Source organism: Mesorhizobium sp. B2-3-15, assembly GCF_006442875.1.
Lineage (GTDB): Bacteria > Pseudomonadota > Alphaproteobacteria > Rhizobiales > Rhizobiaceae > Mesorhizobium > Mesorhizobium australicum.
Genome location: NZ_VFVO01000007.1, coordinates 266,003 through 291,794, shown reverse-complemented (window position 1 = coordinate 291,794; position 25,792 = coordinate 266,003). Strand labels below are relative to the sequence as shown.

Annotated in this window: 22 protein-coding genes; 8 read left to right on the top strand and 14 right to left on the bottom strand. The window is 63.0% G+C overall.

The annotated features are described in order from the left end of the window. Window positions 1–134 precede the first annotated feature (134 nt). The gene (locus FJ954_RS16730; RefSeq protein ID WP_140662023.1) at window positions 135–1,346 is read left to right on the top strand and encodes an NADP-dependent isocitrate dehydrogenase; all 1,212 of its coding nucleotides are present in this window, start codon (window positions 135–137) and stop codon (window positions 1,344–1,346) included. A gap of 15 nt (window positions 1,347–1,361) precedes the next feature. Further along, the gene (locus FJ954_RS16725) at window positions 1,362–1,997 is read left to right on the top strand and encodes a glutathione S-transferase family protein (RefSeq protein WP_140662022.1); all 636 of its coding nucleotides are present in this window, start codon (window positions 1,362–1,364) and stop codon (window positions 1,995–1,997) included. 133 nt (window positions 1,998–2,130) lie between these two features. Here the strand turns inward: FJ954_RS16725 and alaS are convergent, their stop codons facing one another. Next, on the bottom strand, window positions 2,131–4,797 hold the full coding sequence (gene alaS / locus FJ954_RS16720) for an alanine--tRNA ligase (RefSeq protein WP_140662021.1): 2,667 nt from the start codon (window positions 4,795–4,797) through the stop codon (window positions 2,131–2,133). A 271-nt stretch (window positions 4,798–5,068) separates the two neighbouring features. Continuing rightward, window positions 5,069–6,169, bottom strand: a complete 1,101-nt coding sequence (gene recA, locus FJ954_RS16715) for a recombinase RecA (RefSeq protein ID WP_013895892.1) — start codon at window positions 6,167–6,169, stop codon at window positions 5,069–5,071. Between the two features lie 281 nt (window positions 6,170–6,450). Here recA and FJ954_RS16710 point away from each other — a divergent pair, with 281 nt between their 5' ends. Together FJ954_RS16710 and FJ954_RS16705 are read left to right on the top strand one after the other, a co-directional pair. Then, a complete protein-coding gene (locus FJ954_RS16710) occupies window positions 6,451–7,395 on the top strand; it encodes a carbohydrate kinase family protein (RefSeq protein WP_140662020.1) in 945 nt (314 codons plus the stop codon). Window positions 7,396–7,472: 77 nt separating this feature from the next. Then, a complete protein-coding gene (locus FJ954_RS16705; RefSeq protein ID WP_140662019.1) occupies window positions 7,473–8,390 on the top strand; it encodes a pseudouridine-5'-phosphate glycosidase in 918 nt (305 codons plus the stop codon). A gap of 184 nt (window positions 8,391–8,574) precedes the next feature. Here FJ954_RS16705 and FJ954_RS16700 read toward each other — a convergent pair whose 3' ends face one another. Next, the gene (locus FJ954_RS16700; RefSeq protein WP_140662018.1) at window positions 8,575–8,898 is read right to left on the bottom strand and encodes a TfoX/Sxy family protein; all 324 of its coding nucleotides are present in this window, start codon (window positions 8,896–8,898) and stop codon (window positions 8,575–8,577) included. Window positions 8,899–8,988: 90 nt separating this feature from the next. Between FJ954_RS16700 and FJ954_RS16695 the strand changes: the two genes are divergently transcribed. Next, window positions 8,989–9,486 (top strand): GFA family protein, encoded by a 498-nt coding sequence (locus FJ954_RS16695; RefSeq protein WP_140662017.1) that lies wholly within the window; start codon window positions 8,989–8,991, stop codon window positions 9,484–9,486. Window positions 9,487–9,519: 33 nt separating this feature from the next. On the opposite strand, the gene sufA is transcribed toward FJ954_RS16695, so the two are convergent. From sufA to FJ954_RS16660, 8 genes are all read right to left on the bottom strand, one after another. Then, the gene (gene sufA / locus FJ954_RS16690; RefSeq protein ID WP_140662016.1) at window positions 9,520–9,900 is read right to left on the bottom strand and encodes a Fe-S cluster assembly scaffold SufA; all 381 of its coding nucleotides are present in this window, start codon (window positions 9,898–9,900) and stop codon (window positions 9,520–9,522) included. Window positions 9,901–10,001: 101 nt separating this feature from the next. Further along, on the bottom strand, window positions 10,002–10,394 hold the full coding sequence (locus FJ954_RS16685) for an SUF system Fe-S cluster assembly protein (RefSeq protein WP_140662015.1): 393 nt from the start codon (window positions 10,392–10,394) through the stop codon (window positions 10,002–10,004). A gap of 21 nt (window positions 10,395–10,415) precedes the next feature. Beyond that, window positions 10,416–11,660, bottom strand: a complete 1,245-nt coding sequence (locus tag FJ954_RS16680; protein ID WP_140662014.1) for a cysteine desulfurase — start codon at window positions 11,658–11,660, stop codon at window positions 10,416–10,418. Between the two features lie 5 nt (window positions 11,661–11,665). Further along, window positions 11,666–12,934, bottom strand: a complete 1,269-nt coding sequence (gene sufD, locus FJ954_RS16675; RefSeq protein WP_140662013.1) for a Fe-S cluster assembly protein SufD — start codon at window positions 12,932–12,934, stop codon at window positions 11,666–11,668. Between the two features lie 40 nt (window positions 12,935–12,974). Further along, a complete protein-coding gene (gene sufC, locus FJ954_RS16670; RefSeq protein ID WP_015318168.1) occupies window positions 12,975–13,730 on the bottom strand; it encodes a Fe-S cluster assembly ATPase SufC in 756 nt (251 codons plus the stop codon). A gap of 31 nt (window positions 13,731–13,761) precedes the next feature. After that, entirely contained in the window at window positions 13,762–15,279 is a 1,518-nt protein-coding gene (gene sufB, locus FJ954_RS16665) for a Fe-S cluster assembly protein SufB (protein WP_140662012.1), read from the bottom strand. 41 nt (window positions 15,280–15,320) lie between these two features. Next, window positions 15,321–15,470 (bottom strand): hypothetical protein, encoded by a 150-nt coding sequence (locus FJ954_RS31820; RefSeq protein ID WP_181171053.1) that lies wholly within the window; start codon window positions 15,468–15,470, stop codon window positions 15,321–15,323. A 28-nt stretch (window positions 15,471–15,498) separates the two neighbouring features. After that, window positions 15,499–16,659, bottom strand: a complete 1,161-nt coding sequence (locus FJ954_RS16660) for a cysteine desulfurase family protein (RefSeq protein ID WP_140662011.1) — start codon at window positions 16,657–16,659, stop codon at window positions 15,499–15,501. Between the two features lie 254 nt (window positions 16,660–16,913). Between FJ954_RS16660 and FJ954_RS16655 the strand changes: the two genes are divergently transcribed. Next, window positions 16,914–17,588, top strand: a complete 675-nt coding sequence (locus FJ954_RS16655) for an alpha/beta hydrolase (protein ID WP_015318172.1) — start codon at window positions 16,914–16,916, stop codon at window positions 17,586–17,588. An 83-nt stretch (window positions 17,589–17,671) separates the two neighbouring features. On the opposite strand, the gene FJ954_RS16650 is transcribed toward FJ954_RS16655, so the two are convergent. Continuing rightward, entirely contained in the window at window positions 17,672–18,493 is an 822-nt protein-coding gene (locus tag FJ954_RS16650) for a phosphatase PAP2 family protein (protein ID WP_140662010.1), read from the bottom strand. Between the two features lie 31 nt (window positions 18,494–18,524). Continuing rightward, on the bottom strand, window positions 18,525–20,168 hold the full coding sequence (locus tag FJ954_RS16645) for a glycosyltransferase family 39 protein (RefSeq protein ID WP_140662009.1): 1,644 nt from the start codon (window positions 20,166–20,168) through the stop codon (window positions 18,525–18,527). Window positions 20,169–20,510: 342 nt separating this feature from the next. Here FJ954_RS16645 and tyrS point away from each other — a divergent pair, with 342 nt between their 5' ends. Continuing rightward, a complete protein-coding gene (tyrS, locus tag FJ954_RS16640; RefSeq protein WP_140662008.1) occupies window positions 20,511–21,764 on the top strand; it encodes a tyrosine--tRNA ligase in 1,254 nt (417 codons plus the stop codon). 76 nt (window positions 21,765–21,840) lie between these two features. Here tyrS and FJ954_RS16635 read toward each other — a convergent pair whose 3' ends face one another. Continuing rightward, window positions 21,841–25,221 (bottom strand): DUF3971 domain-containing protein, encoded by a 3,381-nt coding sequence (locus FJ954_RS16635; protein ID WP_140662007.1) that lies wholly within the window; start codon window positions 25,219–25,221, stop codon window positions 21,841–21,843. A gap of 95 nt (window positions 25,222–25,316) precedes the next feature. Here FJ954_RS16635 and FJ954_RS16630 point away from each other — a divergent pair, with 95 nt between their 5' ends. Further along, on the top strand, window positions 25,317–25,784 hold the full coding sequence (locus tag FJ954_RS16630) for a peroxiredoxin (protein ID WP_015318177.1): 468 nt from the start codon (window positions 25,317–25,319) through the stop codon (window positions 25,782–25,784). The last annotated feature ends 8 nt before the right edge of the window (window positions 25,785–25,792 follow it).

The following is a 25,792-nucleotide window of genomic DNA, read 5'->3' as shown; positions in this document are numbered from 1 at the left end:
GACGGCGCCGTGGGCTCACATTCGTGACCGATCGCCGTTTGCGTGGCCAAAAGCGCTTTGATATACGGGCGGCATCCCCGGCCGACGCCACGCGGGCAAGGCCGTCCCATTCCCAGCAACGAGGCATTCTTTCCATGGCGAAGATCAAGGTGGCGAACCCGGTCGTCGAACTCGACGGCGACGAGATGACCCGCATCATCTGGCAGTTCATCAAGGACAAGCTGATCCACCCTTATCTCGACCTCGAGCTCGAATATTACGACCTGGGCATCGAGCATCGCGACGCCACCAACGACCAGGTGACCATCGATTCGGCCAACGCCATCAAGAAATACGGTGTCGGCGTGAAATGCGCGACCATCACCCCCGACGAGCAGCGCGTCGAGGAATTCAAGCTGAAGAAGATGTGGAAATCGCCGAACGGCACCATCCGCAACATTTTGGGCGGCACCATCTTTCGCGAGCCGATCATAATGAAGAACGTGCCGCGCCTGGTGCCCGGCTGGACCAAGCCGATCATCGTCGGCCGCCACGCCTTCGGCGACCAGTATCGCGCCACCGATTTCCGCTTTCCCGGCAAGGGCAAGCTGACGATCAAGTTCGTCGGCGAGGACGGCCAGGTCATCGAGCACGACGTGTTCGACGCGCCCGGCGCCGGTGTCGCCATGGCCATGTACAATCTCGACGAGTCCATCCGCGAATTCGCCCGGGCGTCGCTGAACTACGGCCTGCTGCGCAACTATCCGGTCTACCTGTCGACCAAGAACACCATTCTCAAGGCCTATGACGGCCGCTTCAAGGATATTTTCCAGGAAGTCTACGAGGCTGAATTCGAGGCCGAGTTCAAGTCGAAGAAGCTCTGGTACGAGCACCGCCTGATCGACGACATGGTGGCGTCGAGCCTGAAATGGTCGGGCGGCTATGTCTGGGCCTGCAAGAACTATGACGGCGACGTCCAGTCCGACACGGTGGCGCAAGGGTTCGGTTCGCTCGGCCTGATGACCTCGGTGCTGATGACGCCGGACGGCAAGACCGTCGAAGCGGAAGCCGCGCACGGCACCGTGACCCGCCACTATCGTCAGCATCAGAAGGGCGAGGAAACCTCGACCAATTCGATCGCGTCGATCTTCGCCTGGACGCGAGGCCTCGCGCACCGCGCCAAGCTCGACGACAACGCCGAACTGAAGCGTTTTTCCGAGACGCTCGAAAAGGTCTGCATCCAGACTGTCGAGAGCGGCTTCATGACCAAGGACCTGTCGCTCTTGATCGGCCCCGACCAGCCCTGGCTCTCGACCACCGGCTTCCTCGACAAGATCGGCGAGAATTTGCAGAAGGCGATGGCGTAACCGCCTCGCGGACAAATGGGCAAGCCGGTCGTCTACGGCGCGGATTACAGCGTCTATGTACGCATCGTCCGGCTTGCGCTCGAGGAGAAAGGCATCGCCTACGATCTCGTGCCGGTCGACATCTTTGCAGAAGGTGGCGCGCCGGCATGGTACGGCAAACACCATCCCTTCGGCCGCATCCCGGCCTTCGAGCATGACAATTTCCGCCTGTTCGAGGCGAGCGCGATCGCTCGCTACGTCGACGAGGCCTTCGACGGGCCGGCGCTGCAGCCCGCCGACATACGCGCCCGCGCAAGGATGAACCAGATCATCGGCATGCTCGACGCCTACGCCTACCGTGCAATGGTCTGGGATGTCGCGGTCGAGCGTCTGGAGAAGGAAGTGCCCGACGAGAGCTTGATCGCGGATGGCCTGCGGCAGGCAGAGACGGTGCTGAAGGCGCTGACTTCGCTGAAGCAAGACGGGCCCTGGCTGCTCGGCGACCAGCTGACCCTGGCCGATCTGCACGCCGCGCCGATCATCGGCTACTTCGTCAAGGTTCCAGAAGGACGGGGATTGCTGGCGCAGTTTGCAGGCATCTGGGATTTGTATTTGCGAATGGCTGGCCGCCCGAGCTTCGTGCGTACCGAAAAAGCGTATAACTCGAGGTGAGCTTCCTCGACGTCGCGCCGCCCCTGCCCTGGCGGGCATTTCTCCCCGTTCTACGGGGAGAAAATGGCGGCAGCCAGATGAGGGGCAGCGCTGCCCCAAGAGAAAGGATCCCGCCTGGCCCCACGCATGGTAGCTACGCTGCCTCGAGCGCCGCCCTCACTGCCGCGATCGCATCATCGGCCTTCGACGCATCCGGGCCGCCGGCCTGCGCCATGTCGGGGCGGCCGCCGCCGCCCTGCCCGCCCAATGCTGCGGAGGCCACGCGAACAAGGTCGACGGCGCTGAAACGGCCGACGAGATCATCGGTGACAGCGACCACAACGCTCGCCTTGTTGTCTTCTCCGGCGCCAACGAACACGACGACGCCAGAACCCAACGAAGTCTTGCCGGCATCGGCCAGCGGCTTCAGGTCCTTTGGCGAGACACCTGACACCGCCTTGCCGAGAAAGCCGACGCCAGCGACGATCTCGTTGGCGGCAGGAGCATCGGCAGGCGACCCGCCGCCCAGGGCCAATTTCTTGCGCGCTTCGGCCAGGTCCTTCTCGAGCTTCTTGCGCTCTTCGAGCAGCGCTTCGACGCGCGCTGGCACATCTGCGGGCGAGATCTTAAGCGTTGCCGCCGTGGTCTTCAGGCGTCGGTCCTGCTCATCGAGATGCCTGCGCGCGGCCTCGCCGGTCAATGCCTCGATGCGGCGCACGCCGGCGGCGACAGCACCATCCGAGACGATGCGCACCAGGCCGATATCGCCGGTCGCCCTGACATGCGTGCCGCCGCAGAGCTCGACCGAATAAGGCCGGTTGGCCTTGGCGCCATGCAAGCCCGTGCCCATCGACACCACGCGCACCTCATCGCCATATTTCTCTCCGAACAGCGCCATCGCGCCCTCGGCAATGGCGTCGTCGACCGACATCAGGCGCGTGGTCACCGGGCCGTTCTGCACGACGATCTCGTTGGCCATGCGCTCGACCTCTTCGAGCTCCTGCGCGGAGATCGGCTTGTTGTGCGAGATGTCGAAGCGCAGACGCTCGGGTGCGACCAGCGAACCCTTCTGCGCGACATGGGTGCCCAGCACCTCGCGCAACGCCTCGTGGATCAGGTGCGTCGCCGAGTGGTTGGCGCGCAGCCGGGAGCGCCTGGCATGATCGACCTTAAGTTCGACCGCGGCACCCGGACTGACCGTGCCGGCGACCACCTTGCCGAGATGCACGAAGAGGCCATCGGCCTTCTTCTGCGTGTCGGAAATCTCGATCGAGAAGCCCTCGCCCGAGATTATGCCGGTGTCACCCATCTGGCCGCCGGACTCGCCGTAGAACGGCGTCTGGTTGACGACCACGGCGACCGCATCGCCCTTGCCGGCGCTGTCGACGGTCTTGCCGTCCTTGACCAGCGCCTCGATGAGGCCTTCCGCCTGCTCGGTTTCGTAGCCGAGGAATTCGGTGGCGCCGGTCTTTTCACGCACGGAGAACCAAACCGTCTCGGTGGCGGCCTCGCCGGACCCGGCCCAGTGCTTGCGCGCCTCCGCCTTCTGCTGCTCCATCGCATTGGTGAAGCCGGCAAGGTCGACCGAGATGCTGCGCTGCCGCAGCGCGTCCTGCGTCAGGTCGAGCGGGAAGCCATAGGTGTCGTAGAGCTTGAATGCCGTTTCGCCATCGAGCATGTCGCCGGCGCCGAGCTTCTCCGTCGCCTCGGACAGCAGCCCGAGGCCACGCACCAGCGTCTTGCGGAAACGGGTCTCCTCGAGTTTCAGGGTCTCGGCGATCATCGTTTCGCCGCGTGCCAGTTCGGGATAGGCCTGGCCCATCTCGCGCACCAGCGCCGGCACCAGCTTCCACATCAGCGGCTCGTTCGCCCCCAGCAACTGCGCATGGCGCATGGCGCGGCGCATGATGCGACGCAGCACATAGCCGCGGCCTTCGTTCGACGGCAGCACGCCGTCGGCGACCAGGAAGGAGGACGAGCGCAGATGATCGGCAATGACACGGTAGGACGCAACCGTTTCGGCGTCGGGCGCGCGCCCAAGTGCCGAGGATGCCGCATCGATCAGATGACGAAACAGGTCGGTCTCGAAGACGCTCTCCACCCCTTGCAGGATGGACGCCATGCGCTCCAGGCCCATGCCGGTGTCGATCGACGGGCGCGGCAGGTCGACGCGCTCCTCTTTCGTCACCTGCTCATACTGCATGAACACCAGGTTCCAGAATTCGAGGAAGCGATCGCCGTCTTCCTCGGGACTGCCGGGAGGTCCACCCCAGATGTGCTCGCCACGATCGATGAAGATTTCCGAGCATGGTCCGCAAGGACCGGTGTCGCCCATCGCCCAGAAATTGTCCGAGGTCGGGATGCGGATGATGCGATCGTCGGAGAAACCGGCGATCTTCTTCCAGAAGCCAGCCGCCTCGTCGTCCGTGTGATAGACGGTGACCAGCAGCTTGTCCTTCTTCAGCCCGAACTCCCTGGTGATGAGGTTCCAGGCAAGCTCGATGGCGCGCTCCTTGAAATAGTCGCCGAAGGAGAAATTGCCGAGCATCTCGAAGAAGGTCAGGTGGCGCGCGGTATAGCCGACATTGTCGAGATCGTTGTGCTTGCCGCCGGCGCGGACGCTTTTCTGGGCTGTGGTGGCGCGCGAATAGGGCCGCTTCTCCAAACCGGTGAAGACATTCTTGAACTGCACCATGCCGGCATTGGTGAACATCAATGTCGGATCGTTGCGCGGCACGAGCGGGCTTGAGGCCACGACCTCGTGGCCCTCCTTGCGGAAATAGTCGAGAAAGGTCGACCGGATCTCGTTGACGCCACTCATGGATACTGCCTTTTCAAGAGAGCCGCCGGCCGGACCGGCGGGAGATGGCTCTGTATTTTCTAGAAGATGGAGCTGGCCTTTTAGCCGTAGCTCTTGACCCTGTCCAGAAACACGGAATTGGGCCAATTCGCGCTTTGCACCGGCACTTGCGGGGCCGCCCAAACGAAAACCGCCGGCGCGAAGGCCGGCGGTTTGGAACGCGGTGCTACAGAACTCTTTTACTTAAGCATTGACTAATAGTCTGGATTTATGGCCAAATTCTGACCGTTGCCTACATCGCGCCGGCTTCGTCCTCAAAACCGTCGTCGCCATTGCCCTCGGAGCCACCATTTTCGAGGAACTTTTCGGCGATCAATCCGGCATTCTGCCTGAGCGCCAGCTCGATCTCGCGCGCGGTATCGGGATTGTCGCGCAGGAACAGTTTCGCATTCTCGCGGCCCTGGCCGAGACGCTGCGAATTATAGGAGAACCAGGCGCCCGATTTCTCGACCACGCCGGCCTTGACGCCGAGGTCGACCAGTTCGCCGGTCTTGGAGACGCCCTCGCCATACATGATGTCGAACTCGACCACCTTGAAGGGCGGCGCCAACTTGTTCTTGACCACCTTGACGCGGGTCTGGTTGCCGACGACCTCATCGCGATCCTTGACCGAGCCGATACGGCGGATGTCGAGGCGAACCGAAGCGTAGAATTTCAGCGCGTTGCCGCCGGTCGTGGTTTCGGGCGAACCGAACATGACGCCGATCTTCATGCGGATCTGGTTGATGAAGATGACCATGGTGTTGGAGCGCGAGATCGACGCGGTCAGCTTGCGCAGCGCCTGGCTCATCAGGCGGGCCTGCAGGCCCGGCAGCGAATCGCCCATCTCGCCCTCGATCTCGGCACGCGGCGTCAGCGCCGCCACCGAATCGACCACCAGCACGTCGATGGCGCCGGAACGCACCAGCGTGTCGCAAATCTCCAGCGCCTGCTCGCCGGTGTCGGGCTGCGAGATCAGCAGGTTTTCAAGATCGACGCCGAGCTTGCGGGCGTAGACCGGATCGAGCGCGTGCTCGGCATCGACGAAGGCGCAGATGCCGCCCTTCTTCTGGGCTTCAGCCACGGTGTGCAGGGCCAGGGTCGTCTTGCCGGAGCTTTCCGGCCCATAGATCTCGATGATACGGCCGCGCGGCAAGCCACCGACGCCGAGCGCGATGTCGAGGCCGAGCGAGCCGGTCGGCACCGTTTCGATCTCGACGACCTGCTCGTTGGCGCCGAGCCGCATGATCGAGCCCTTGCCGAAAGCCCGCTCGATTTGCGACAGCGCCGCATCCAGAGCCTTTGATTTGTCCACTGCCTTATCCTCTACCAGCCGCAAAGAATTCTGAGCCATGATACATCACCCCTTGGTCGTCAATGAAGGCCGGACAATCCGTAATCCCTACCATTTTGTACCTTTTTTGTTCTCATTTGGCAAGGGGTGACAACCAACTGAAAAACAAAGGATATCGCGGTTTGTTCTTTTTTTGTCTCGCAAGCTCGGGCACGAACGGGCTCCGCATTGGGCCAGACGGCTCGATCGTATCGCCCGGCCGAATCGCCGACCAGCATGCGAAGCTCTGTCGCGCACTCTAGCGCTTGTGCGGCCGCAACAACAAAGGTCATATCGCCGCCATGGTGGAATCCCCGAAGATCCTGGCCGTGGGCGGCGCCCATATCGACCGGCGTGGCCAGGTGTACGGTCCCTACGTGCCGGCAGCCTCCAATCCCGGCACGATGCGCGAGGATGTCGGCGGCGGCGTCTTCAACGCGTTGCGCAGCATGGTACGGCGCGGCGTGTCGGCCTCCCTGGTGTCGATGCGGGGCGGCGATGCATCGGCCGATACGGTTTCACGGGCCATCGCCGAGGCAGGCATCGCCGATCTTTCGGCGGTGTTCCTCGACCGTACCACGCCGAGCTACACGGCATTGATCGATCGCGAGGGCGAATTGATCGTCGGCTTTGCCGACATGGCACTGTACGACCTGGCTTTTCCCAAGCAGATCAGGCGTTCCAAGATACGCCAGGAGGTGGCCGCCGCCGATGCCATCCTGTGCGACGCCAATCTGCCGTCGGCCGCCCTGGAGCGGCTGCTGTCGCTCGCCGCCGGTAAACCGGTTTTCGCCATCGCGATTTCGCCGGCGAAGGTAACGCGGCTGATACCGGTTCTCGGCGGGCTGGCCCAGCTCTTCATGAACCGGCGAGAGGCCGTCGTGCTGGCCGGTGTCAATGCAGCGGCCGCCGAGCGGGAAATGGTCGACGGGTTGCGGTGCAGCGGCCTTGCCAGCGGCGTGGTCACGGCAGGCAGCGGCCCTGTGCTGGGTTTCGATGAGACAGGCGCCTTTTCGATCCTGCCGCCTGCCCCCAGAAAAGTCGCCGATGTCACCGGCGCCGGCGACGCGCTGGCAGGTGCGACGGTCGCAGCACTGCTGCGGGGCCATCCGCTGCGCCACGCCGTGCGCGAGGGCGTCGCCGCGGCAACGCTGGCCATCGAAAGCGCCGACGCGGTGCCCGAATTCACCGCGGCGAGCTTCGCGGAAGCGCTGGCCCTTGTGCCGGATGCCAGGGAAGTGGCATGAGACCCGGCAAGTTCATAACGCGCGGTGAAGCTACGCTTTCCTGATGGATGCGCCGCACTCCGGATTGGAGATCAGAGATGACGCCAGAGACCGCCCGCCCCTTCATCGATATCCACGCACCGGTGGCGCAGGCCCTGGCCGCCGGGCGCCCGGTGGTGGCGCTCGAAAGCACCATCATCACCCATGGCATGCCCTATCCCGACAATGGCGCCATGGCGGCCAACGTCGAAAAGATCATCGCTGACGGCGGCGCCGTGCCGGCAACCATCGCGGTGGTCAACGGCCGCATCAAGATCGGGCTTTCGGACGGCGAACGCGAATCGCTGGCGATGACCGGTGACGCCATGAAGCTGTCGCGCGCCGATCTCGGCTTCGCCGTCGCGCAGGGCCGCACCGGTGGCACCACGGTCGCCGCCACCATGATCGCGGCTGACATGGTCGGGATAAAGGTGTTCGCCACCGGCGGCATTGGCGGCGTGCACAAGGGGGCGGAAAAGAGCTTCGACATCTCGGCCGACCTCGATGAATTGGCGCGTACACCGGTGATCGTCGTCTCGGCCGGCGCCAAGGCGATCCTCGACATCGAAAAGACGCTGGAAGTGCTGGAGACGCGCGGCGTGCCCGTGGTCGGCCATGGCTGCGAGACGATGCCGGCCTTCTGGTCGCGGCAGTCACCGTTCCGGGCGCCATTGACCTTGCACGGACCGGAAGATATCGCGCATTTCTACCGGACACGCCTGGCTCTGGGCTTGGGCGGCGGCATGCTGATTGCCAATCCCGTGCCGGAATCCCACGAAATCCCCGCTGAAGAAATGGCGGGCTACATCGAAGCCGCCCAAAAGGCGGCCGAAGCCCTCAACGTCACCGGCAAGGCTGTGACGCCGTTCCTGCTGGGAAAAATCCTCGAACTCACCGGCGGCCGCAGCCTGAAGACCAACATCGCGCTGGTCGAGAACAATGCAAGGCTGGCGGCTGAGATCGCCAAGGCGCTGTAGGGACTGCCAAGAAAGTCCCCCTCACCCGGATTACCAAGACCGAATTGCAAAGAGCAATTCGGGGCAATCCGACCTCTCCCCGAGGGGAGAGGAACTTGCGGCCTCAACGCAAACCTCTTCTCCCCGCCGGGGAGAAGGCGGCCGCGAAGCGGCCGGATGAGGGGTGCCTCGTGCTGGCGGGAGCCTACTTCCCCGCCCGCAGCCCAGCTTCGTAGGCGCGTCGCGCCCACACCGTCATTTCGTCGGGATCGTCGAAAGCGCTGTCGGGAATGCTCCAATAGGGCATGGCGACAAGCTTGCCGTGGCGAGAGCCGGTGTAGGTCCATTGCCGGCAGCCCGCGGCTTCGAACTCCGATGCGCTCTGCGCGTCGGCTTTCAGCAGCAATTCGCCGCGCAGCACGATGGCGACGATGACGCCATCGAAATAGATGCCTTTGCCGCCGAATAGTTTTCGGATGCTGACCGGACCGAGGCCCTCGAACAGTTCCGCGATGCGCTCATTGTCCATGCCGCGATCATGTCACCGGCATTTGGCCTTGTCATCGCCGCAACCAAAATCATGCTGACAGGTTGTGGCTATCCTGTCGGAGTTTTTGCCATGCCTGTGCTGCTCAAGGGGTCCTGTCGCTGCAACGCCGTGCGTTTCGAGGTGGAAAGCCACACGCCTGTGCCGTTCATGCTGTGCTACTGCTCGATCTGCCGCAAGCAGCAGGGCGGCGGCGGTTTCGCCATCAATCTCGGCGCCGCCTACGAGACGCTGAACATCAGGGGCAAGAGCAATCTCGGCGTCTATCGCGCCGAGATCGAGGATGACGAGCATCCCCACTGCGAGATCTCGACCGGGGAGCGCAATTTCTGCCGCAAATGCGGGTCGGCGCTCTGGCTCTACGACCCAACCTGGCCGGACCTGGTGCATCCCTTCGCCTCGGCGATCGACAGCGATCTGCCAACGCCGCCTGAAAAAGTGCATCTGATGCTGAAATACAAGGCCAACTGGGTCGAGCCTGAGATCGGCAAGGGCGACAAGACATTCGACGTCTATCCCGAGGAATCGATCGCCGATTGGCATAAGCGGACGGGGATGTGGGTGGATTAGCTTTCTTCGCCCCGTAAACGGGGCGAAGGAAGATCAGGCCGTGGCGCGCGCCTCGGCCAGCGCCTTGAGATCGGCCGGCTTCAGTTCGACGGATTCGCCGCAGCCGCAAGCCGAACTCTGGTTCGGGTTGTGGAAGGTGAAGCCGGTACGCAGCGTCGTCTGCTCGAAATCCATCTCGGTGCCGAACAGAAACAGGGCGGCTTCCGGCGCGACATAGACATGCGCGCCGTCGCGCTCGATATGGTCGTCCTTTGTGTTGGGCTCGGTCACCAGATCGACCGTGTATTCCATGCCGGCGCAGCCGCCCTTCTTGATGCCAAGGCGGATGCCATGCGCGTTGTCGCGCGTGGCGACGATCTCACGCACCCGGTCGGCGGCCTTTTCGGTCATCGTGATGACGGCAAAGCGTCCCATGTTTTTCCTTCTCCATTCCATGCAGGTTCAAGGCCTGCCGAATGATTCCTGACCTAAAATGGTGAAGTTTTACCACTGGCGCAAGTGTGCCAGGTGCGGCGCTAGTACCAGCCCACCGCGACCTGCGCCTCTTCCGACATGCGGTCGGGCGTCCAGGGTGGGTCGAAGGTCATGTTGACTTCGACGCCGGAGACGCCCTCGACGGCGCCGACGGCATTTTCCACCCAGCCGGGCATTTCGCCGGCCACCGGGCAGCCAGGCGCGGTCAGCGTCATGTCGATCTTGACCGAGCGGTCGTCCTCGACGTCGATCTTGTAGACGAGGCCAAGCTCGTAGATGTCGGCCGGGATTTCCGGGTCGTAGACCGTCTTCAGCGCCGAGACGATATCGTCGGTCAGCCGCGCCAGTTCATCGGCGGGAATGGCCGACGCGGAAACGACGCTGTTGCCGGCGGCTTCCGGCGTAGTTTCGGTGGTGGTGCTCACATCATCCATGGTCGTCACCCGAAAAAATCGTCATCCGAAGAATTTGCGCGCTTTTTCAAGCGCCTCGGCCAAAGCGTCGACTTCTGCCCTGGTATTATACATGCCGAACGATGCCCTGCATGTGGAGGTTACGCCGAAACGTTTCAACAGCGGCTGGGCGCAATGGGTGCCGGCACGGACCGCCACGCCTTGCCTGTCTATCACCATCGACACGTCATGGGCATGAATGCCTTGCAGCTCGAAGGAGATGATGGCGCCCTTGCCGGGCGCATCGCCGAAGATGCGCAGCGAGTTGATGGCGCGCAGGCGCTCGTGGGCGTAGGTCTTCAAGTCTTCCTCATGCGCGGCGATGCGCTCACGACCGACAGAGTCCATATAGTCGAGCGCGGCGCCCAGTCCGATCGCCTGGACGATCGGCGGCGTGCCGGCCTCGAAGCGATGCGGCGGCTCGTTGTAGGTGACGATGTCTTCCGTCACCTCCTCGATCATCTCGCCGCCGCCCATGAAAGGCCGCATGCCGGCGAGACTATCCTTCTTGCCGTAGAGGACACCGATGCCCGAGGGACCATAGACCTTGTGGCCGGTGAAGACGAAGAAATCGCAGTCGAGATCCTGCACGTCGATCGGCATGTGCACCGCGCTCTGGCTGCCGTCGACGAGCACCGGAATGCCACGCGAATGCGCGATGCGCACGATCTCCTTGATCGGTGTCACCGTGCCCAGCGCGTTCGACATCTGCGTGATGGCCACGAGTTTAGTGCGATCGGACAGCCGCTTTTCGAATTCCTCGATGTGGAAGACGCCGAGATCGTCGACCGGCACCCAGACCAGCTTGGCGCCCTGCCGCTCGCGGATGAAGTGCCAGGGCACGATGTTGGAGTGGTGCTCCATGATCGACAGCACGATCTCGTCGCCCTCGCCGATATTGGGCATGCCATAGCCATAGGCGACGGTGTTGATCGCCGAGGTGGTGTTGGATGTGAAGACGATGTTGTCGGTGCTTGGCGCATTGAGAAAGCGGCGCACCGTTTCCCGCGCCTTTTCGTAAGCGTCGGTGGCGGCATTGGACAGGAAATGCAGGCCGCGATGGACGTTGGCGTATTCCTGGGAATAGGCGTGCTGGATCGTGTCCAGCACCACCCGCGGCTTCTGCGCCGAGGCGCCATTGTCGAGATAGACCAGCTTCTTGCCGTAGACTTCGCGCGACAGGATCGGGAAGTCGCGGCGGATCGCCTCGACGTCGTAGAAATCTCCAATCTTGCCCGGTGCGTTCATCAGCTTCACCCGTGCGTCACAAACCACTCGTCGAGCTTCGCTTCCAGCGCCTCGACAATCGTCTCGTCGTCCAGTTCCTCGATCACCTCGGCGACGAAGGCCTTGACCAGCAGACCGCGTGCGCTCTTTTCGTCGACACCGCGCGCCATCAGGTAGAACAGATGGTCGTGGTCGATCTCGGTCACCGTCGCGCCGTGGCCGCAGACGACGTCATCGGCGAAGATTTCGAGCTCCGGCTTGGTCGAGAACTCGCCATCGTCGGACAGCAACAGCGTGTTGCAGGCCATCTTGGCGTTGGTCTTCTGCGCATATTGATGGACGTTGATGCGGCCCTGGAAGACGCCACGCGCCTTGCCCGTCACCACGTTGCGAACGATCTCCGTCGAGGTCGTGTGCGGCACGGAGTGGTCGAGCACCATGGTCACGTCAGTGTGGGTGTCGCCGGCGAGCAGGTTGATGCCGCGCAATTGGAAGTCGGCGCCCTCACCTGTCGTCCTGACCATGATCTCCTGGCGCACAAGCTTGCCGCCGGCGTTCATGACGAACAGCGTCAGTTTCGCGTTCTTGCCGATATGGGCCTTGAACTGTGCCAGATGCGTCGCCGTCTCCGGCTGTTCCTGCACGATCAGCCACGTTACCTCGGCGCCCTCGCCGAGCACGAGTTCGCTGACAGAACTGACCAGCGCCGCGCCCTCGCCCACCTGACGCTCGACGATGACGGCCTTGGCGCCGTCGCCGATGCGAACGGCCAAGCGCACATGGGTCTGGCCGCCGGCCTGCAAATTCTGCAGCTCGATCGGCTTTTCCAGTTCGGCGCCATCGGCGACCTCGACAAAGTAGCCGTCGGCAACGAAAGCCGTGTTCAGCGCACCGATGGCATCGTCATTGCCATAGGGATCGAGGCCCGGCGCGATGCTGCCGTCAATCAGCTTTTCCGACAGGCGCTGGACACTGACGCCCTCGACAACTGGCGCCTTGGCACTCGATACGCCGTTCAACAAGCTTAGAACCGTCGAACCGTCGACGATTGGCGCGATGGCTTTCGCCGCGGCGGCCGGGTCGAACTCCGGCACCGCGTTCAAAAGGCGGCGCAGGTCGGTATAATGCCAGGATTCGATGCGTCGCGTCGGCAAGCCGTGCTTGATCGCTTCGATGGCATCGTCGCGCTTCAGCATCACCGCGCCGTCGCCCGGCAACAGCGACAGCCGGTCGCCGAACGCGTCGATCAACGCTGTCTCGGCCGGTGTGCGCTGCGGTTGTGTGTGCATATTCATCAGCTTTGCCCCGTCTTTTGGCACAAAATGACCTGGCATCTCACGCGGCTTCGCCGATCACGCCGGCATAGCCATTGGCTTCGAGGTCGAGCGCCAGGGACTTGTCGCCCGACTTGATGACCTGGCCCTTGTAGAGCACGTGCACGCTGTCGGGCACGATGTGCTCGAGCAGGCGCTGATAGTGGGTGATGACCAGGAAGGCCCGGTCCGGCGCCCGCAGCGCGTTGACGCCGTCGGAGACGATCTTCAGCGCATCGATGTCGAGGCCGGAATCGGTCTCGTCGAGCACGCAGAGTTTCGGCTCCAGAAGCTTCATCTGCAGGATCTCGGCACGCTTCTTCTCGCCGCCGGAAAAACCGACATTGAGCGGCCGCTTCAGCATCGCCATGTCCATGCTGAGCGAGGCGGCGGCTTCCTTCACGCGCTTGAGGAATTCCGGGATTTTCAGCGGCTCTTCACCACGCGCCTTGCGCTGCTCGTTCATGGCCACCTTGAGAAATTCCATGGTCGCGACGCCCGGTATCTCCATCGGATACTGGAAAGCGAGGAAAATTCCTGACGTAGCGCGCTCGGCCGGATCCATTTCGAGGATCGACTGGCCGTTGTAGAGGATGTCGCCTTCGGTCACCTCATAGTCCTCGCGGCCGGCAAGGATGTAGGACAGGGTCGACTTGCCCGAGCCGTTCGGGCCCATGATCGCGGCGACCTCGCCGGCTTTCACCGTCAGGTTCAGGCCGCGGATGATCTCGGTGCCGTCATCGACGATGCGGGCGTGCAGGTTCTTGATCTCAAGCATTCTTTGTTTCCTGAATATTTATCTGGGCTGGTCAGCCCACCGAGCCTTCCAGCGAGATGCCGATCAGCTTCTGCGCCTCGACGGCGAACTCCATCGGCAGTTGCTGGATGACGTCCTTGACGAAGCCGTTGACGATCAGCGCGATGGCTTCCTCCTCGGGGATGCCGCGCTGCATGACGTAGAATTTCTGGTCCTCGGAAATCTTCGACGTCGTCGCCTCATGCTCGAACTGCGCCGTCGAGTTCTTGGCTTCCATATAAGGCACGGTGTGGGCGCCGCACTGGTCGCCGATCAGCAGGCTGTCGCAGTTGGTGAAATTGCGGGCATTGGTCGCCTTGCGGTGCGCCGAGACCTGACCGCGATAGGTGTTCTGCGAGAAGCCGGCGGCGATGCCCTTGGAGATGATGCGGCTCGACGTGTTCTTGCCGAGATGGATCATCTTGGTGCCGCTGTCGACCTGCTGATAGCCGTTCGACACCGCGATCGAATAGAATTCGCCCGAGGAATCGTCGCCGCGAAGGATGCAGCTTGGATATTTCCAGGTGATTGCCGAGCCGGTCTCGACCTGGGTCCACGAAATCTTCGAACGGTCGCCACGGCAGTCGCCGCGCTTGGTCACGAAATTGTAGATGCCGCCCTTGCCCTCGGCGTCGCCGGGGTACCAGTTCTGTACCGTCGAATATTTGATCTCGGCATCGTCGAGCGCGACCAGTTCGACCACCGCCGCATGAAGCTGGTTCTCGTCGCGTTGCGGCGCCGTGCAGCCCTCGAGATAGGAGACGTAGGCCCCCTCCTCGGCGATGATCAGCGTGCGCTCGAACTGTCCGGTGTTCTTCTCGTTCATGCGGAAATAGGTCGACAGCTCCATCGGGCAGCGCACCCCCTTCGGCACGAAGACGAAGGACCCGTCCGTGAATACGGCCGAATTCAGTGTGGCGTAGTAATTGTCGGAGGTCGGCACGACAGAGCCGAGATATTTCTGCACCAGTTCGGGATGCTCGCGGATGGCTTCGGAGATCGAGCAGAAGATGACTCCGGCCTGCGCCAGTTCCTTTTTGAAGGTGGTGACGACGGACACAGAATCGAACACGGCGTCGACGGCGACGCGGCCCGACTTGTAGACGTTGTCGCTGGCTTCCTGGAACTCCGAGGCGTCGGTCTTCTGGACGCCTGCGAGGATCTCCTGCTCCTTCAACGGAATGCCGAGTTTCTCGTAGACTTTCAAGATCTCAGGATCGACGTCGCTGAGCGAAGTCGGTCCGGGCGTGCTCTTGGGCGCCGCGTAATAGTAGATGTCCTGGAAGTCGATCTTGGGGTAGTTGACGCGCGCCCAGGTCGGCTCTTCCAGCGTCAGCCAGCGCCGATAGGCTTCGAGGCGCCATTCCAGCATCCAGGACGGTTCGTCCTTCTTGGCCGAGATGAAACGGATAATGTCTTCGCTCAGGCCCTTGGGAGCCTTGTCGACGGCGATCTCGGTCTGGAATCCGTATTTGTATTGGTCGACGTCGATCTTTCGGACCCGATCGATCGTGTCCTGCACAGCAGGCATAAGCGTTCTCCATCCACGCCGGGGTCAAGGCCCGACAGTTTTCAAACTATGGCACCGCCAAATGGACGCCCGAGCAGCATCCGCGGCAGCGTAAGTTCAATATAGTGCGCCTCCACCGGAAATTCACCCGGCCAGCATGAAACGCACGGCTCTACCAGGCCGAAAGGCCCAAATCCGTTTTTCTCAAGCATCGGATTCTCCGGTCCGATGCTCCAACCGCTAGGCGGCCTTCTCTCTACTCGCCCGACGCGCGGCAATGCTTGCCAGCGCGGTGCGGAACAGTTCGATGTCCTCGGCGGCGGTCGCGGCACCGACCGAGACGCGCAGGGCGCCAAGGCTGTCGCCGTGCCCCATGGCTTTCAGCACATGGCTCGGCCCGACCTTGCCCGACGAGCAGGCGGATCCGGCGGAAAGCGCCACGCCTGCCAGATCGAAGGCGATCTGGGCGGTTTCGGCTTTCACGCCGGGAATAGCGAAGAATGTCGTGTTGGCAAGCCTTGGCGCGCCCGTTCCGAAGATTTCCACGTCCGGCACCAGCGTCTTCAGGATGGCTTCGGCCTCATCGCGACGCTGCCGCACGGCACCGACGGCCTTCAGTCCGGCCAGGGCTTCTCGTGCAGCGGCGCCAAACCCGGCAATGCCAGGCAGGTTCTCGGTGCCGCCACGGTGGCCTTTTTCCTGGCCGCCGCCATTGATCAGCGGCGTCGGCATCATCAGGTCGGCCGCGGCGACGATGGCACCGGCGCCCTGGGGGCCGCCGATCTTGTGTGAGGATAGAATTGCATAGTCGGCGTATCCAGCCGCCATGTCGATCGAGACGCGGCCAGCGGCCTGCACGGCATCGACGACAAGAATGCCGCCCTCCGCCTTGACGATTTCGGCAATGCGATCGATCGGCTGGATGACGCCGGTTTCGTTGTTGGCGGCATGGATCGCCACCAGCGGCAGACCGTCGGCCTTGTCGTGGCCGGCGAGCGCCGCGGTCAAGGCGTCGAGGTTGACGATGCCATCGGCGTCGACACCGATCCGCGTTACCTGGCTTGCCGGGAAACGTCCGCCATTCAGCAGGCACGGATGGTCGGCCTCGCACACGTAGAGCCGGCTCATGCGAATGGCGCCGCGCCCCATCCGCCAGTCCGGCGTCAGAAGCGCCGAGGCGGCCTCGGTCGCACCCGAAGTGAAGACGACATGTTCGGCCTTGCCGTTGACCAGTGCCGCCACGTCGCGCCTGGCATTGTCGACGAGCCTGCGCGCGGCGCGCCCCTCGGCATGGACCGAAGAAGGGTTGGCCGCATCAAACGCCGCGACCATGGCCTCGCGCGCCGCTGAAAGCAGCGGCGCACTGGCATTATAGTCGAGATAGGCGCGTCTCGCGGCCATTTTTGTCCAGTTCTTCCCGTCAGAAGCCATTCCGCCGACGTATGGCGTTATTTCCTTGAAATTCCAAGGCAAGCCGTCCTATTTACGCGGCTTGCGGCGAGGGCGACCGGGCGATTGCGTTTCGGTCACCCAGTTTTGAACAATTCTAAACTAGCTTCTATGAAGACGCTCGCCCTGCGTCAAGGTCTGTGGAAGCGGGGCCAGAGGAACAGTTTTCCGGGCACCGCGCACTTGTATGTCACGTGGAGTATTTCATGCCTGAGGTCATTTTCACCGGTCCGGCCGGCCGCCTGGAGGGACGCTACCAGCCCTCGCGGGAAAAGAGCGCGCCAATTGCCATCGTGTTGCATCCGCACCCGCAGTTCGGCGGCACGATGAACAACAAGATCGTCTACGACCTCTTCTACATGTTCCAGAAGCGTGATTTCACCACGCTGCGCTTCAATTTTCGCGGCATCGGCCGCAGCCAGGGCGAGTTCGACCATGGAACCGGCGAGTTGTCGGACGCGGCGGCGGCACTCGACTGGGTGCAGTCGCTGCATCCGGATTCCAAGAGCTGCTGGGTCGCCGGCTATTCCTTCGGTTCGTGGATCGGCATGCAGCTGCTGATGCGCCGGCCCGAGATCGAGGGCTTCATCTCGATCGCACCGCAGCCCAACACCTATGATTTTTCCTTCCTGGCGCCCTGCCCGTCTTCGGGCCTGATCATTCATGGCGACGCCGACAAGGTGGCGCCGCCGAAGGATGTGCAAGGCCTGGTCGACAAGCTGCATACGCAGAAGGGCATCACCATCACGCAGAAGACCCTGCCCGGCGCCAACCACTTTTTCGCCAACGACGCCGATCTCTTGATCGAGGAATGCTCCGATTATCTCGATCGACGGCTGGCGGGAGAATTGTCCGATCCGAGGCCGAAGCGGCTGCGTTAAGACATCAGGCCAGACGTGTTCGCGGGGCTATGAGCGGGCGGGCAATGTCCGCCTCGCCATATGCTGCGGTACGGTCCGGCAGCTTATTTTTCCGGGGCGATAAGCCGGAACGATGATTTGCGGACCGGCAATCCTGAAGCTGCCGACCGGAAGATGAAACCGAGCCTGGCAAAGACCAGTCCGCACGCCAGCGCGAAGGCACAGCCAAGGCCGAAGCCGGCGACGGTGTCGCTTGGATAGTGCGCGCCGACGAAGACCCTGGTCGAGGCGATGCAGCCCGTCACCACAAGGGCGATATACCAACGCCGCGGAAACAAAAGCAGCAGGATACCGAACACGGCGCCCATCGTCGTGGCGTGGCCGGACGGAAAGCCAGCAAAGCGCGCATCGAAGGCAAACGGGTGCAGTGCAAGGACGCCAAAATCCTGGAAGTAGAGCGGGCGCGCCCTGCCAATGGCATATTTCAGGACATTGACGGTCAGGCCCGACAAGCCAACGGCGCTCAGCACCAGAAAGGCCAGACAAGTCCAACTGTAGACCAGCATCAGCGCGCGCCGCGAGAGGCTTCGCCAATCCGTCAGATTGGCCGCGACAAGCAGAAGCGCGGACGGGATGAGATACCAGCCGCCCAGTCCGAACTGCGTGAAGAATTCGGCAAGCCTGGCGGCACCCGCCGACCATTGGCCATGGGCTACCCCCGCCGGCGTATCGAGACGAACAAAGGCGGCTGCCGTCAGAAAGACCCAGACCAGTCCCCACGCCCACCATGAGATGTTTGGATAGCGAGCGGGCCGAACGGCGAGGCGCCGCCTTGCGATCCGCAGGGTGTCGCGACAATTGTCGAGGGACCGGCGTCCTATCCCGAGGAGGGAGCTGGTAACTGGTGGGCGTGATTTCACGAGCATTTGAAACTGGACTCTGTCATCGACCCAGCCGTCATTGGGCCACACGATAAAGGCCGAGCGACAGTTTGTCTCCCGACGAATAGTTGAGGCCATCGATTTCAGCGACGCGGCTCACCGATCTGCCTCGTACCGACAGCATGCCATTCAACTTCTGCTCATCCCCGATCGGGGCCAGCCCCAAGGCACAGGCAGGATCGGCGAGCAGGTGCTCCGCCACGCCTCCGACATCGGTCAGCACCGTTTTCGTGCCGACCAGAAACACCAAGCTCGGCTCCTGATACCGCGCCGAGGCCAGCACCGTTGTGTCGCATGCCTGGTTGGCAAGCACGGCTTGCCTGATCGCCGGGCTCAGCCACATCGGCTTCAGCGACGGCGCGATGACCCCGAACAGCAAGGCATAGGTGATGCCCGCGCAGGCGGCGGTGGCTCCAATGCGAGGCAGCGGCACCTGCAACTGCCTGGAGAATGCGAGATAACCGGCGCCCAGCGCTGACGCTGCCGCAGGAATGCTCCACCAGGAGAAACTGTGCGTAAGGTAGATCGGTGCCCCGATACAAACCGCGGCCAGCCCGAGGCTGACCACCACCAGACCGAACGCGGTCGACCACCACAACCACTGCTGCCAGCGCTTGAGCGGCGCATTGGCGTCCTGCGGCGACAACGTCAGCAGCCAGCCGATCAGCAGCGCCATGCCGGGATAGGCCGGCAGGACGTAATGCGGCAGTTTGGTCGGGATGAGTTCGAACACCAGCCAGAACGGAATGTACCATGCCAGGCAAAAGCGCAGCCTGAAATCGTCGCGCACACGATTGAGGGCCTGCAGGCCGGCGCCGACCGCGATCAGGCCGAACGGCCACATGAACAGCGAATAGGTTAGCATGTAGAAGCCAGGCGGCAGGCCGTGCGATTCCTCTCCCGACGCGACCTTGTTCAGCATATCCTTGCCGACGGCTTCCTGAAAAAAGGCGCCGCCGCTCTTCCAGCCGATAAAAGCGACCCAGGGCAGCACGATGAGCAAAACGAGCGCGACGCCGCGCACGAGCTTCAGCTTCAAAAGCCAGCGCCAGTCGCGTTCGAAAGCAAACAGCGCGGCCGCCGTCAGCAGTGACAGAAGCGGGGCCACGGGCCCCTTGATGAGGATCCCGACGCCTTGCGCGAACCAGAATATCCACGGCAGATGGCCGGCCACCGGCTCGTTGCGACGCGACGCCAGGTAGACTTGTGCCAGCGCGCCCTGCGCGGCCACGCAGCAGGCCAGAAGCATGGCGTCGGTTTTGGCGTCGCGTCCCTCGAAGGCGGTTGCGAAGATCGCCGCCATCATCAGGCCGGCGGCAAGGCCGGCATTGGCGCCGAACAATTTTGTGCCCGTCCAGCCGATGCCCAGGACAGCGAGCGCGATTCCGAGCATCGAGACAAGGCGGTACACCCAGATCGGTGCGGCCGCGCCCTCGCCGCTCAATGCGACGGCAGCCGATTGCAGCCAGTAGATGCCGATCGGCTTCTTGTAGCGCGAGACATCCTGGAAGCGGATGTCGATATAGTCGCCGGTTTCGACCATCTGCTTGGTCGCCTGGACAAAGCGGGACTCGTCGCGGTCGATCGGCGGAAGGCTCGCCAAGCCGCTGAAACTCATGACCAAGCTGAACAGAAAGAGGAAGAGGTAGTTTCTGTTCATCGCGGGAGCTTTCCGGATCTGATCTGCGGGACGACCCCGTCGCGGCGTGCGGGCGCTGCCCTTGCGCGGCGCCTCATTACGCCAGCGGCATGGATGAGGCAAGGATTCGCAAATGCCATCCGCGCCGGCCGCAAAACCGGAATCCACTTTTGCTGATCGTAGACTCCTCTTTGGCGCGCGATCGGGCGCAAAACCGGATTCCACTTTTGCTGATCGCGGACTCCTTGTTGGCGCGCGATCAGGCGCAAAACCGGATTCCACTTTTGCTGATCGCCCTTGGGTGCTAAACGCGCGCGTTCACATTGCTCGCGCTGGACGGGCACACGCTTTCGGGAAAAAACCATGCCTGCCTTCAAATCCGATTTCCTGCGCACGATGAGCGAGCGCGGTTTCATCCACCAGACCTCGGATGATGCCGGTCTCGATCAACTCTTCGCCAAGGAGACGGTGACGGCCTATATCGGCTTCGACGCCACCGCCAGGAGCCTGCATGCCGGCTCGCTGATCCAGATCATGATGCTGCACTGGCTGCAGCAGACCGGCCATCGGCCGATCGCGCTGATGGGCGGCGGCACCTCGATGATCGGCGACCCCTCCTTCAAGGACGAGGCGCGCAAGCTGCTCACGCCGCAAGACATCGACGACAATCTTGCCGGCATCCGCCGCAACTTCATGCCCTACCTCAAATTCGGCAGTGGCCCGAACGACGCGGTCATGGTCAACAATGCCGACTGGCTGATGGAGATCAACTACGTCAATTTCCTGCGCGATGTCGGCCGGCACTTTTCCGTCAACCGCATGCTTGCGTTCGATTCCGTCAAGTTGCGGCTCGATCGCGAGCAATCGCTTTCGTTCCTCGAATTCAACTACATGATCCTGCAGGCCTATGATTTCGTCGAACTCTACAAGCGCCTCGGCTGCCGCCTGCAGATGGGCGGCTCCGACCAATGGGGCAACATCATCAACGGCATCGATCTCGGCCGCCGTATGGAAGATGCGCAACTCTATGCGCTGACCACGCCGCTGCTCACCACCTCGTCCGGCGCCAAGATGGGCAAGTCGGCGTCGGGTGCCGTCTGGCTCGATCCGCAGATGCTGAGCCCTTACGAGTTCTGGCAGTACTGGCGCAACACCGAGGATGCCGACGTTGCCCGGTTCCTGAAACTCTACACCACATTGCCGCTGGACGAGGTCGCACGGCTCGAGCGGCTGGGCGGCTCCGAGATCAACGAGGCAAAGAAGATTCTCGCGACCGAGATCACCGCCCATCTGCATGGCCGCGCGGCCGCCGAACAGGCCAGCGAGACGGCGCGAAAGACTTTCGAGGAAGGCGCTCTCGCCGACACTTTGCCGACCGTCGAGGCGGACAAGGCCGCGCTCGAAGCCGGTGTCGGCATCCTGTCGCTGTTGGTCAGCGCCGGGCTGGCATCATCCAATGGCGAGGCACGGCGGCACATCCAGGGCGGCGCCGTGCGCCTGAACGACCAGCCGGTCGGCGACGACCGCCGGCTGGTGACGCTTCAGGATCTGAGTCCGGAAAACGTCATAAAGCTTTCATTGGGCAGGAAAAAACACATCCTGGTCAGGCCGGCCTAAGGCCGTTGGAGCCGTTTCCCGGAAACGGCTCCAACTATGTGTCTTGAGGCAATTGCGGGCGGAAAACCGTTTCGCTCTAGCGGTACTCGAAGATCGACCTGAATATCCCCGGAGCGATCACCGACAGCGGATTGACGTCGAGCACGGGCTTGTTGGCATTGCCCCTGAGGCGGTAGGTGACGCCGATCAGGCCGCGGTCGCGGCCATTGCCCAGAAGCGCGCCGACGATGGGCAATTCGCCAAAGATGCGGTTGAGACCGTAGGCAGGCATGAAGGTGCCGGTCATATCCATATTGTTGTTCTGGTCGTAGAGGATGCCCTGGAAGGTCGTGCCGATGCGCGGGCCGCGCAGCACGCCATTGGTCAGCCGGAGATAACCGCTGCCCTTGTCGATTTCGGCATAGCCGCGCTCGAACTTCACCCGCGACGTGTCGAGCTTGCCCTTCACCGCCTGGTTGAGGCTGCGGCTGTCGCCGGCCGGCGTGGTCGAGACGATGGAGGCGAGCTTGGGTTCGTTGACGATGAAGAAGTTGCTGGTGTCGACCTTGCCCTTCATCGGCCCGTCGTTGGCCCCGGTCAGCGCCAGCGTGATCGATCCGCCCTCCATGTGCTCATAGATGTTGAGGAACCGCAGGATGGCGCCGGCGTCCGCCGACTGCACATTGAGCGAACGCCTGCCGTCGCCGGTGGTGTTGCTGATGGCGATGGCGGCACCCGAACTCGCCGTCGCGCTGACCTTCAGTCCGTTCACCCGCGAACCGGCCGCACTGTAGTCGAGCTTCAGGTTGGAGAGTTGCTCGTCGTGGAAACCGGTGAGCTGATTGACGTCCGCACTGACTGAAATATTGTCTGTTCCTGTCGTTTTGGTCGCGGTGTCCACATCGGACGTGAACTGCTTGATCAACGAACGAGCATCAAGCGCATTGCCATTGATGCCGACCGCATAGCCCTTGCCCGATCGCTTCACCGACACGGAAACATCATCGCCCCGGTTCAGGGTGACCCTGCTGAATTTGGCCGACGACAGCGCGCCGTTGACCAGCACGATGCCGCCATCGATGGAGAATGTCTTGCCACCGAGGTCGAAGTCGGACAGCGTCGTGGTGTCGCCGGCCTTGGTCATGACGAAGGTGGCGCTGGCGGGAACCCCCGCCCCCTTGCTCCAGCCGGCCCAGGGAATGTCCAGCCTGGCATTGGTCAGGTCGACCGAAACGTTCTGGTTGCCGCTACCACTCTTGTCGATCGCGACCTTCACCGTTCCACCAAGCAGCGGCGTCAGGCCGGGCATGGCGGCGGCGCGGATCTTGTCGTCGAGCACCAGGGCGACTTTGCGACTGCGCGCCGGCCCGTCATCCGTCAACGGCTCGACGAGATCGAGTTCGGCCGGAATGCCGTTCAGCGATGCCTTGGCCGAAATGACAGCCTTTTGCGGGTCGACCGTGATCGAGCCGTCCGCGTCCGTCACGGCCTGCCCCTCGAACGGCTTGGCTAGGGACAGGCCGGTGTAGTCGAGCGACACCAGCCAATCGAGCTTCGCCGTATCGACGCCCGACTGCAGCGGAATGTCCGCCTTGACGTGGCCGGTGACGCTGCCGGAAAGATCCTCAGGCAGGATGCCGACATGGCGCATGGCGTTGATCGGTTCGTAGGAGGCAAGCTCGGCGACGGCCGGCGCCTCCCCCTCCACATCGATGTCGAGTGCGCCGATGACCGGCGGACGGTTGGCGGCCTTGACCGTCAGCGTGCCATTGCTGGCCGCCACCGTGCGGCCGCTAGGCATGAAGACGGTGCCCGACGACAAGGAGACGTCGACGTCGTTGCCGTGGAATCCGACCACGCCCACCGCGTCGCGGATCGGCGGGATGCGGCCGGCAGTGTCGAAACGCGCGCCTTCGATCTGGAAGCGGCCGAAGACCTCGTCGGCGGAAAGCGGCACGCCATTGCCGAGGCGATCCGGCACCACCTGGAACTGGAGGCTGGCATCGACCACGCGGCCGCCGAACAGATTGTTCAGCACCCAGAGCCGCGCATTGCGCGCCGAAAACCACGGCCACAGCTGTTTGACGTGCGAGACCGGCATGTCATGGATGTTGAGCGCCAGATTGATCCCGGGAGCCTTGCCCTCGACGAATTCCACAGCCGCGGTGCCAAGCACCTCGCTGCTCCCGGCGGACCGAACCGCGATCTGCTCGGCCACCAGTTTATGGCTTTGCGGCTGGTAGACGCCGGCGATGCGCGCCAGGAACATCAGCGCGGGCTCAGGCGATTCCGATGGCGCCAAGGTCGAACCGTCGCTGGTCAGATCGTAACGGTAGGAGGGTTCCTCACCAGCCACCCCGGTTGCTGGTTTTGGCCCGATCGAGCCGCCGAAATCGAATGAAGACCTGCCGGTTTTCAAGAGCAGCCTGTCGACCTGGATCTTGTTGGAGCCATAGACAAGCGTCGCATTGAGATCGGCATCCGCCGGCAGCAGCCCGCGTGTGCCAAGATCCAGCACGGACCCGGTGGACGAAAGGGCGGCGGTCAAGCGTGATGCGGTGGCACCTGACCCTTCCGATCCTGTCAACTTCAGCGCGACGGCACCAAGCTTGCCGGAGCCGGCAGCGGTGGCGCCGGCATCCGCCAGATTGATGCTGGCATCCAACGCCGTCACCCGATGCGCCGCGATGTTACGGGTGGCGGAAGCTACAACGGTGACTGTCCTGCCGTCGATGTCGGCGTCGGAGGTGAACTCCATGCCGCCCGGCCCCGACTGAACCACGGTGGCGTCGGCGATCTTGACCAGCTTGATCGATCCAGCGTCGGGCAACACGAACTCGACATTGCTGAGATCGATCCGGCGCATCGAATCTTCCCGCACGGCGTCGAGCGCACGATGGATGTAGCCGAACACCGCGTCCGACAGCTTCTCCGGATCGACGAGGCCGTTCTCGTTGCGCAGTGCCGCCGTCCAGTCGCCGCCGGACGGCATCGCCGCCATGACGATGCGGGCATCGGAGATCCTGGCGCTGGTCAGCCGCACCTCGCCCCACAAAAGCGGCACCAGGCGGATGCCGAAGCGCACACGCCCGGCATCGGCCATGGGTTTGCCGTCCGATGTCTTCAGGCTGACATCGCTCACCTGCAGCGCCACGAAGCTTGAACTGTCGAGCGTGATGCGGGCGGGCCCGACCGCGACATTGACGTCGACGCCCGCCAGCCTCTCGATGGCGCTCTCCGCCTCGACGCGCAGCCGGTCAGAACCAATGCCGGAAAGGCCGATGAGATAGACCGCCGTCGCGGCCAGCAGCATGAACGCGACCACGCCGGCAAACACTCGCGAAAGGATGCGAAAGCCGCGGCCGATCGCCGCCTGGCCAAGAGGCGGGACGCGGCACGCGGACGGCAGGGCCCCCAGGTCGGTGATTTCGTCCCGCCTGAACCGGATCTTCTCGTGCTGCGGTTGCTCCTGATCCACGCAATCTTCCGTTGTACAAACTCGCTCGTGGACGAATCCCCGGTCGACACTATATCGGTGTGGCTTCGCGCGTAACCTCAAACAAGGGCATCGATATGGCTGACCTCGAAGTAGGCGATCCCGCGCCGCAATTCGATCTGCCGCGGGACGGCGGCGGATCGCTCAGCCTAGCCGCATCCGCCGGCAAGCCAGTCGTGCTCTATTTCTATCCTCAGGATGACACGACAAGCTGCACGCAAGAGGCGATCAGCTTCTCGCGGCTGAAGCCGGAATTCGAGAAGGCCGGCGCTGTCGTCATCGGCCTGTCGCCCGACAGCGCCAAGAAACACGACAAGTTCAAATCGAAATACGATCTAACCATCGATCTTGCCGCCGACGAGGAGCGCAAGGTGATCGAGGCCTACCGCCTGTGGGTCGAGAAATCGATGTATGGCCGCAAATACATGGGCGTCGAGCGCGCGACATTCTTGATCGGCCGTGACGGACGGATCGCCAAGATCTGGCGCAAGGTCCGGGTCAAGGGCCATGCCGAGGCCGTTCTGGAAGCCGTTCGCGCGCTTTGAGCGTCGCC

Coding starts and splice junctions, on each gene's coding strand:
- sufC (WP_015318168.1), bottom strand. CDS start 13,730: ATGCTTGAGATCAAGAACCTGCACGCCCGCATCGTCGATGACGGCACC.
- tyrS (WP_140662008.1), top strand. CDS start 20,511: ATGCCTGCCTTCAAATCCGATTTCCTGCGCACGATGAGCGAGCGCGGT.
- FJ954_RS16680 (WP_140662014.1), bottom strand. CDS start 11,660: ATGAACGCACCGGGCAAGATTGGAGATTTCTACGACGTCGAGGCGATC.
- FJ954_RS16700 (WP_140662018.1), bottom strand. CDS start 8,898: ATGGACAATGAGCGCATCGCGGAACTGTTCGAGGGCCTCGGTCCGGTC.
- FJ954_RS16710 (WP_140662020.1), top strand. CDS start 6,451: ATGGTGGAATCCCCGAAGATCCTGGCCGTGGGCGGCGCCCATATCGAC.
- recA (WP_013895892.1), bottom strand. CDS start 6,169: ATGGCTCAGAATTCTTTGCGGCTGGTAGAGGATAAGGCAGTGGACAAA.
- FJ954_RS16650 (WP_140662010.1), bottom strand. CDS start 18,493: ATGCTCGTGAAATCACGCCCACCAGTTACCAGCTCCCTCCTCGGGATA.
- alaS (WP_140662021.1), bottom strand. CDS start 4,797: ATGAGTGGCGTCAACGAGATCCGGTCGACCTTTCTCGACTATTTCCGC.
- FJ954_RS16705 (WP_140662019.1), top strand. CDS start 7,473: ATGACGCCAGAGACCGCCCGCCCCTTCATCGATATCCACGCACCGGTG.
- sufB (WP_140662012.1), bottom strand. CDS start 15,279: ATGCCTGCTGTGCAGGACACGATCGATCGGGTCCGAAAGATCGACGTC.
- FJ954_RS16725 (WP_140662022.1), top strand. CDS start 1,362: ATGGGCAAGCCGGTCGTCTACGGCGCGGATTACAGCGTCTATGTACGC.
- FJ954_RS16730 (WP_140662023.1), top strand. CDS start 135: ATGGCGAAGATCAAGGTGGCGAACCCGGTCGTCGAACTCGACGGCGAC.
- FJ954_RS16655 (WP_015318172.1), top strand. CDS start 16,914: ATGCCTGAGGTCATTTTCACCGGTCCGGCCGGCCGCCTGGAGGGACGC.
- FJ954_RS16645 (WP_140662009.1), bottom strand. CDS start 20,168: ATGAACAGAAACTACCTCTTCCTCTTTCTGTTCAGCTTGGTCATGAGT.
- FJ954_RS31820 (WP_181171053.1), bottom strand. CDS start 15,470: ATGCTTGAGAAAAACGGATTTGGGCCTTTCGGCCTGGTAGAGCCGTGC.
- FJ954_RS16685 (WP_140662015.1), bottom strand. CDS start 10,394: ATGGATGATGTGAGCACCACCACCGAAACTACGCCGGAAGCCGCCGGC.
- sufD (WP_140662013.1), bottom strand. CDS start 12,934: ATGAATATGCACACACAACCGCAGCGCACACCGGCCGAGACAGCGTTG.
- sufA (WP_140662016.1), bottom strand. CDS start 9,900: ATGGGACGCTTTGCCGTCATCACGATGACCGAAAAGGCCGCCGACCGG.
- FJ954_RS16660 (WP_140662011.1), bottom strand. CDS start 16,659: ATGGCCGCGAGACGCGCCTATCTCGACTATAATGCCAGTGCGCCGCTG.
- FJ954_RS16695 (WP_140662017.1), top strand. CDS start 8,989: ATGCCTGTGCTGCTCAAGGGGTCCTGTCGCTGCAACGCCGTGCGTTTC.
- FJ954_RS16630 (WP_015318177.1), top strand. CDS start 25,317: ATGGCTGACCTCGAAGTAGGCGATCCCGCGCCGCAATTCGATCTGCCG.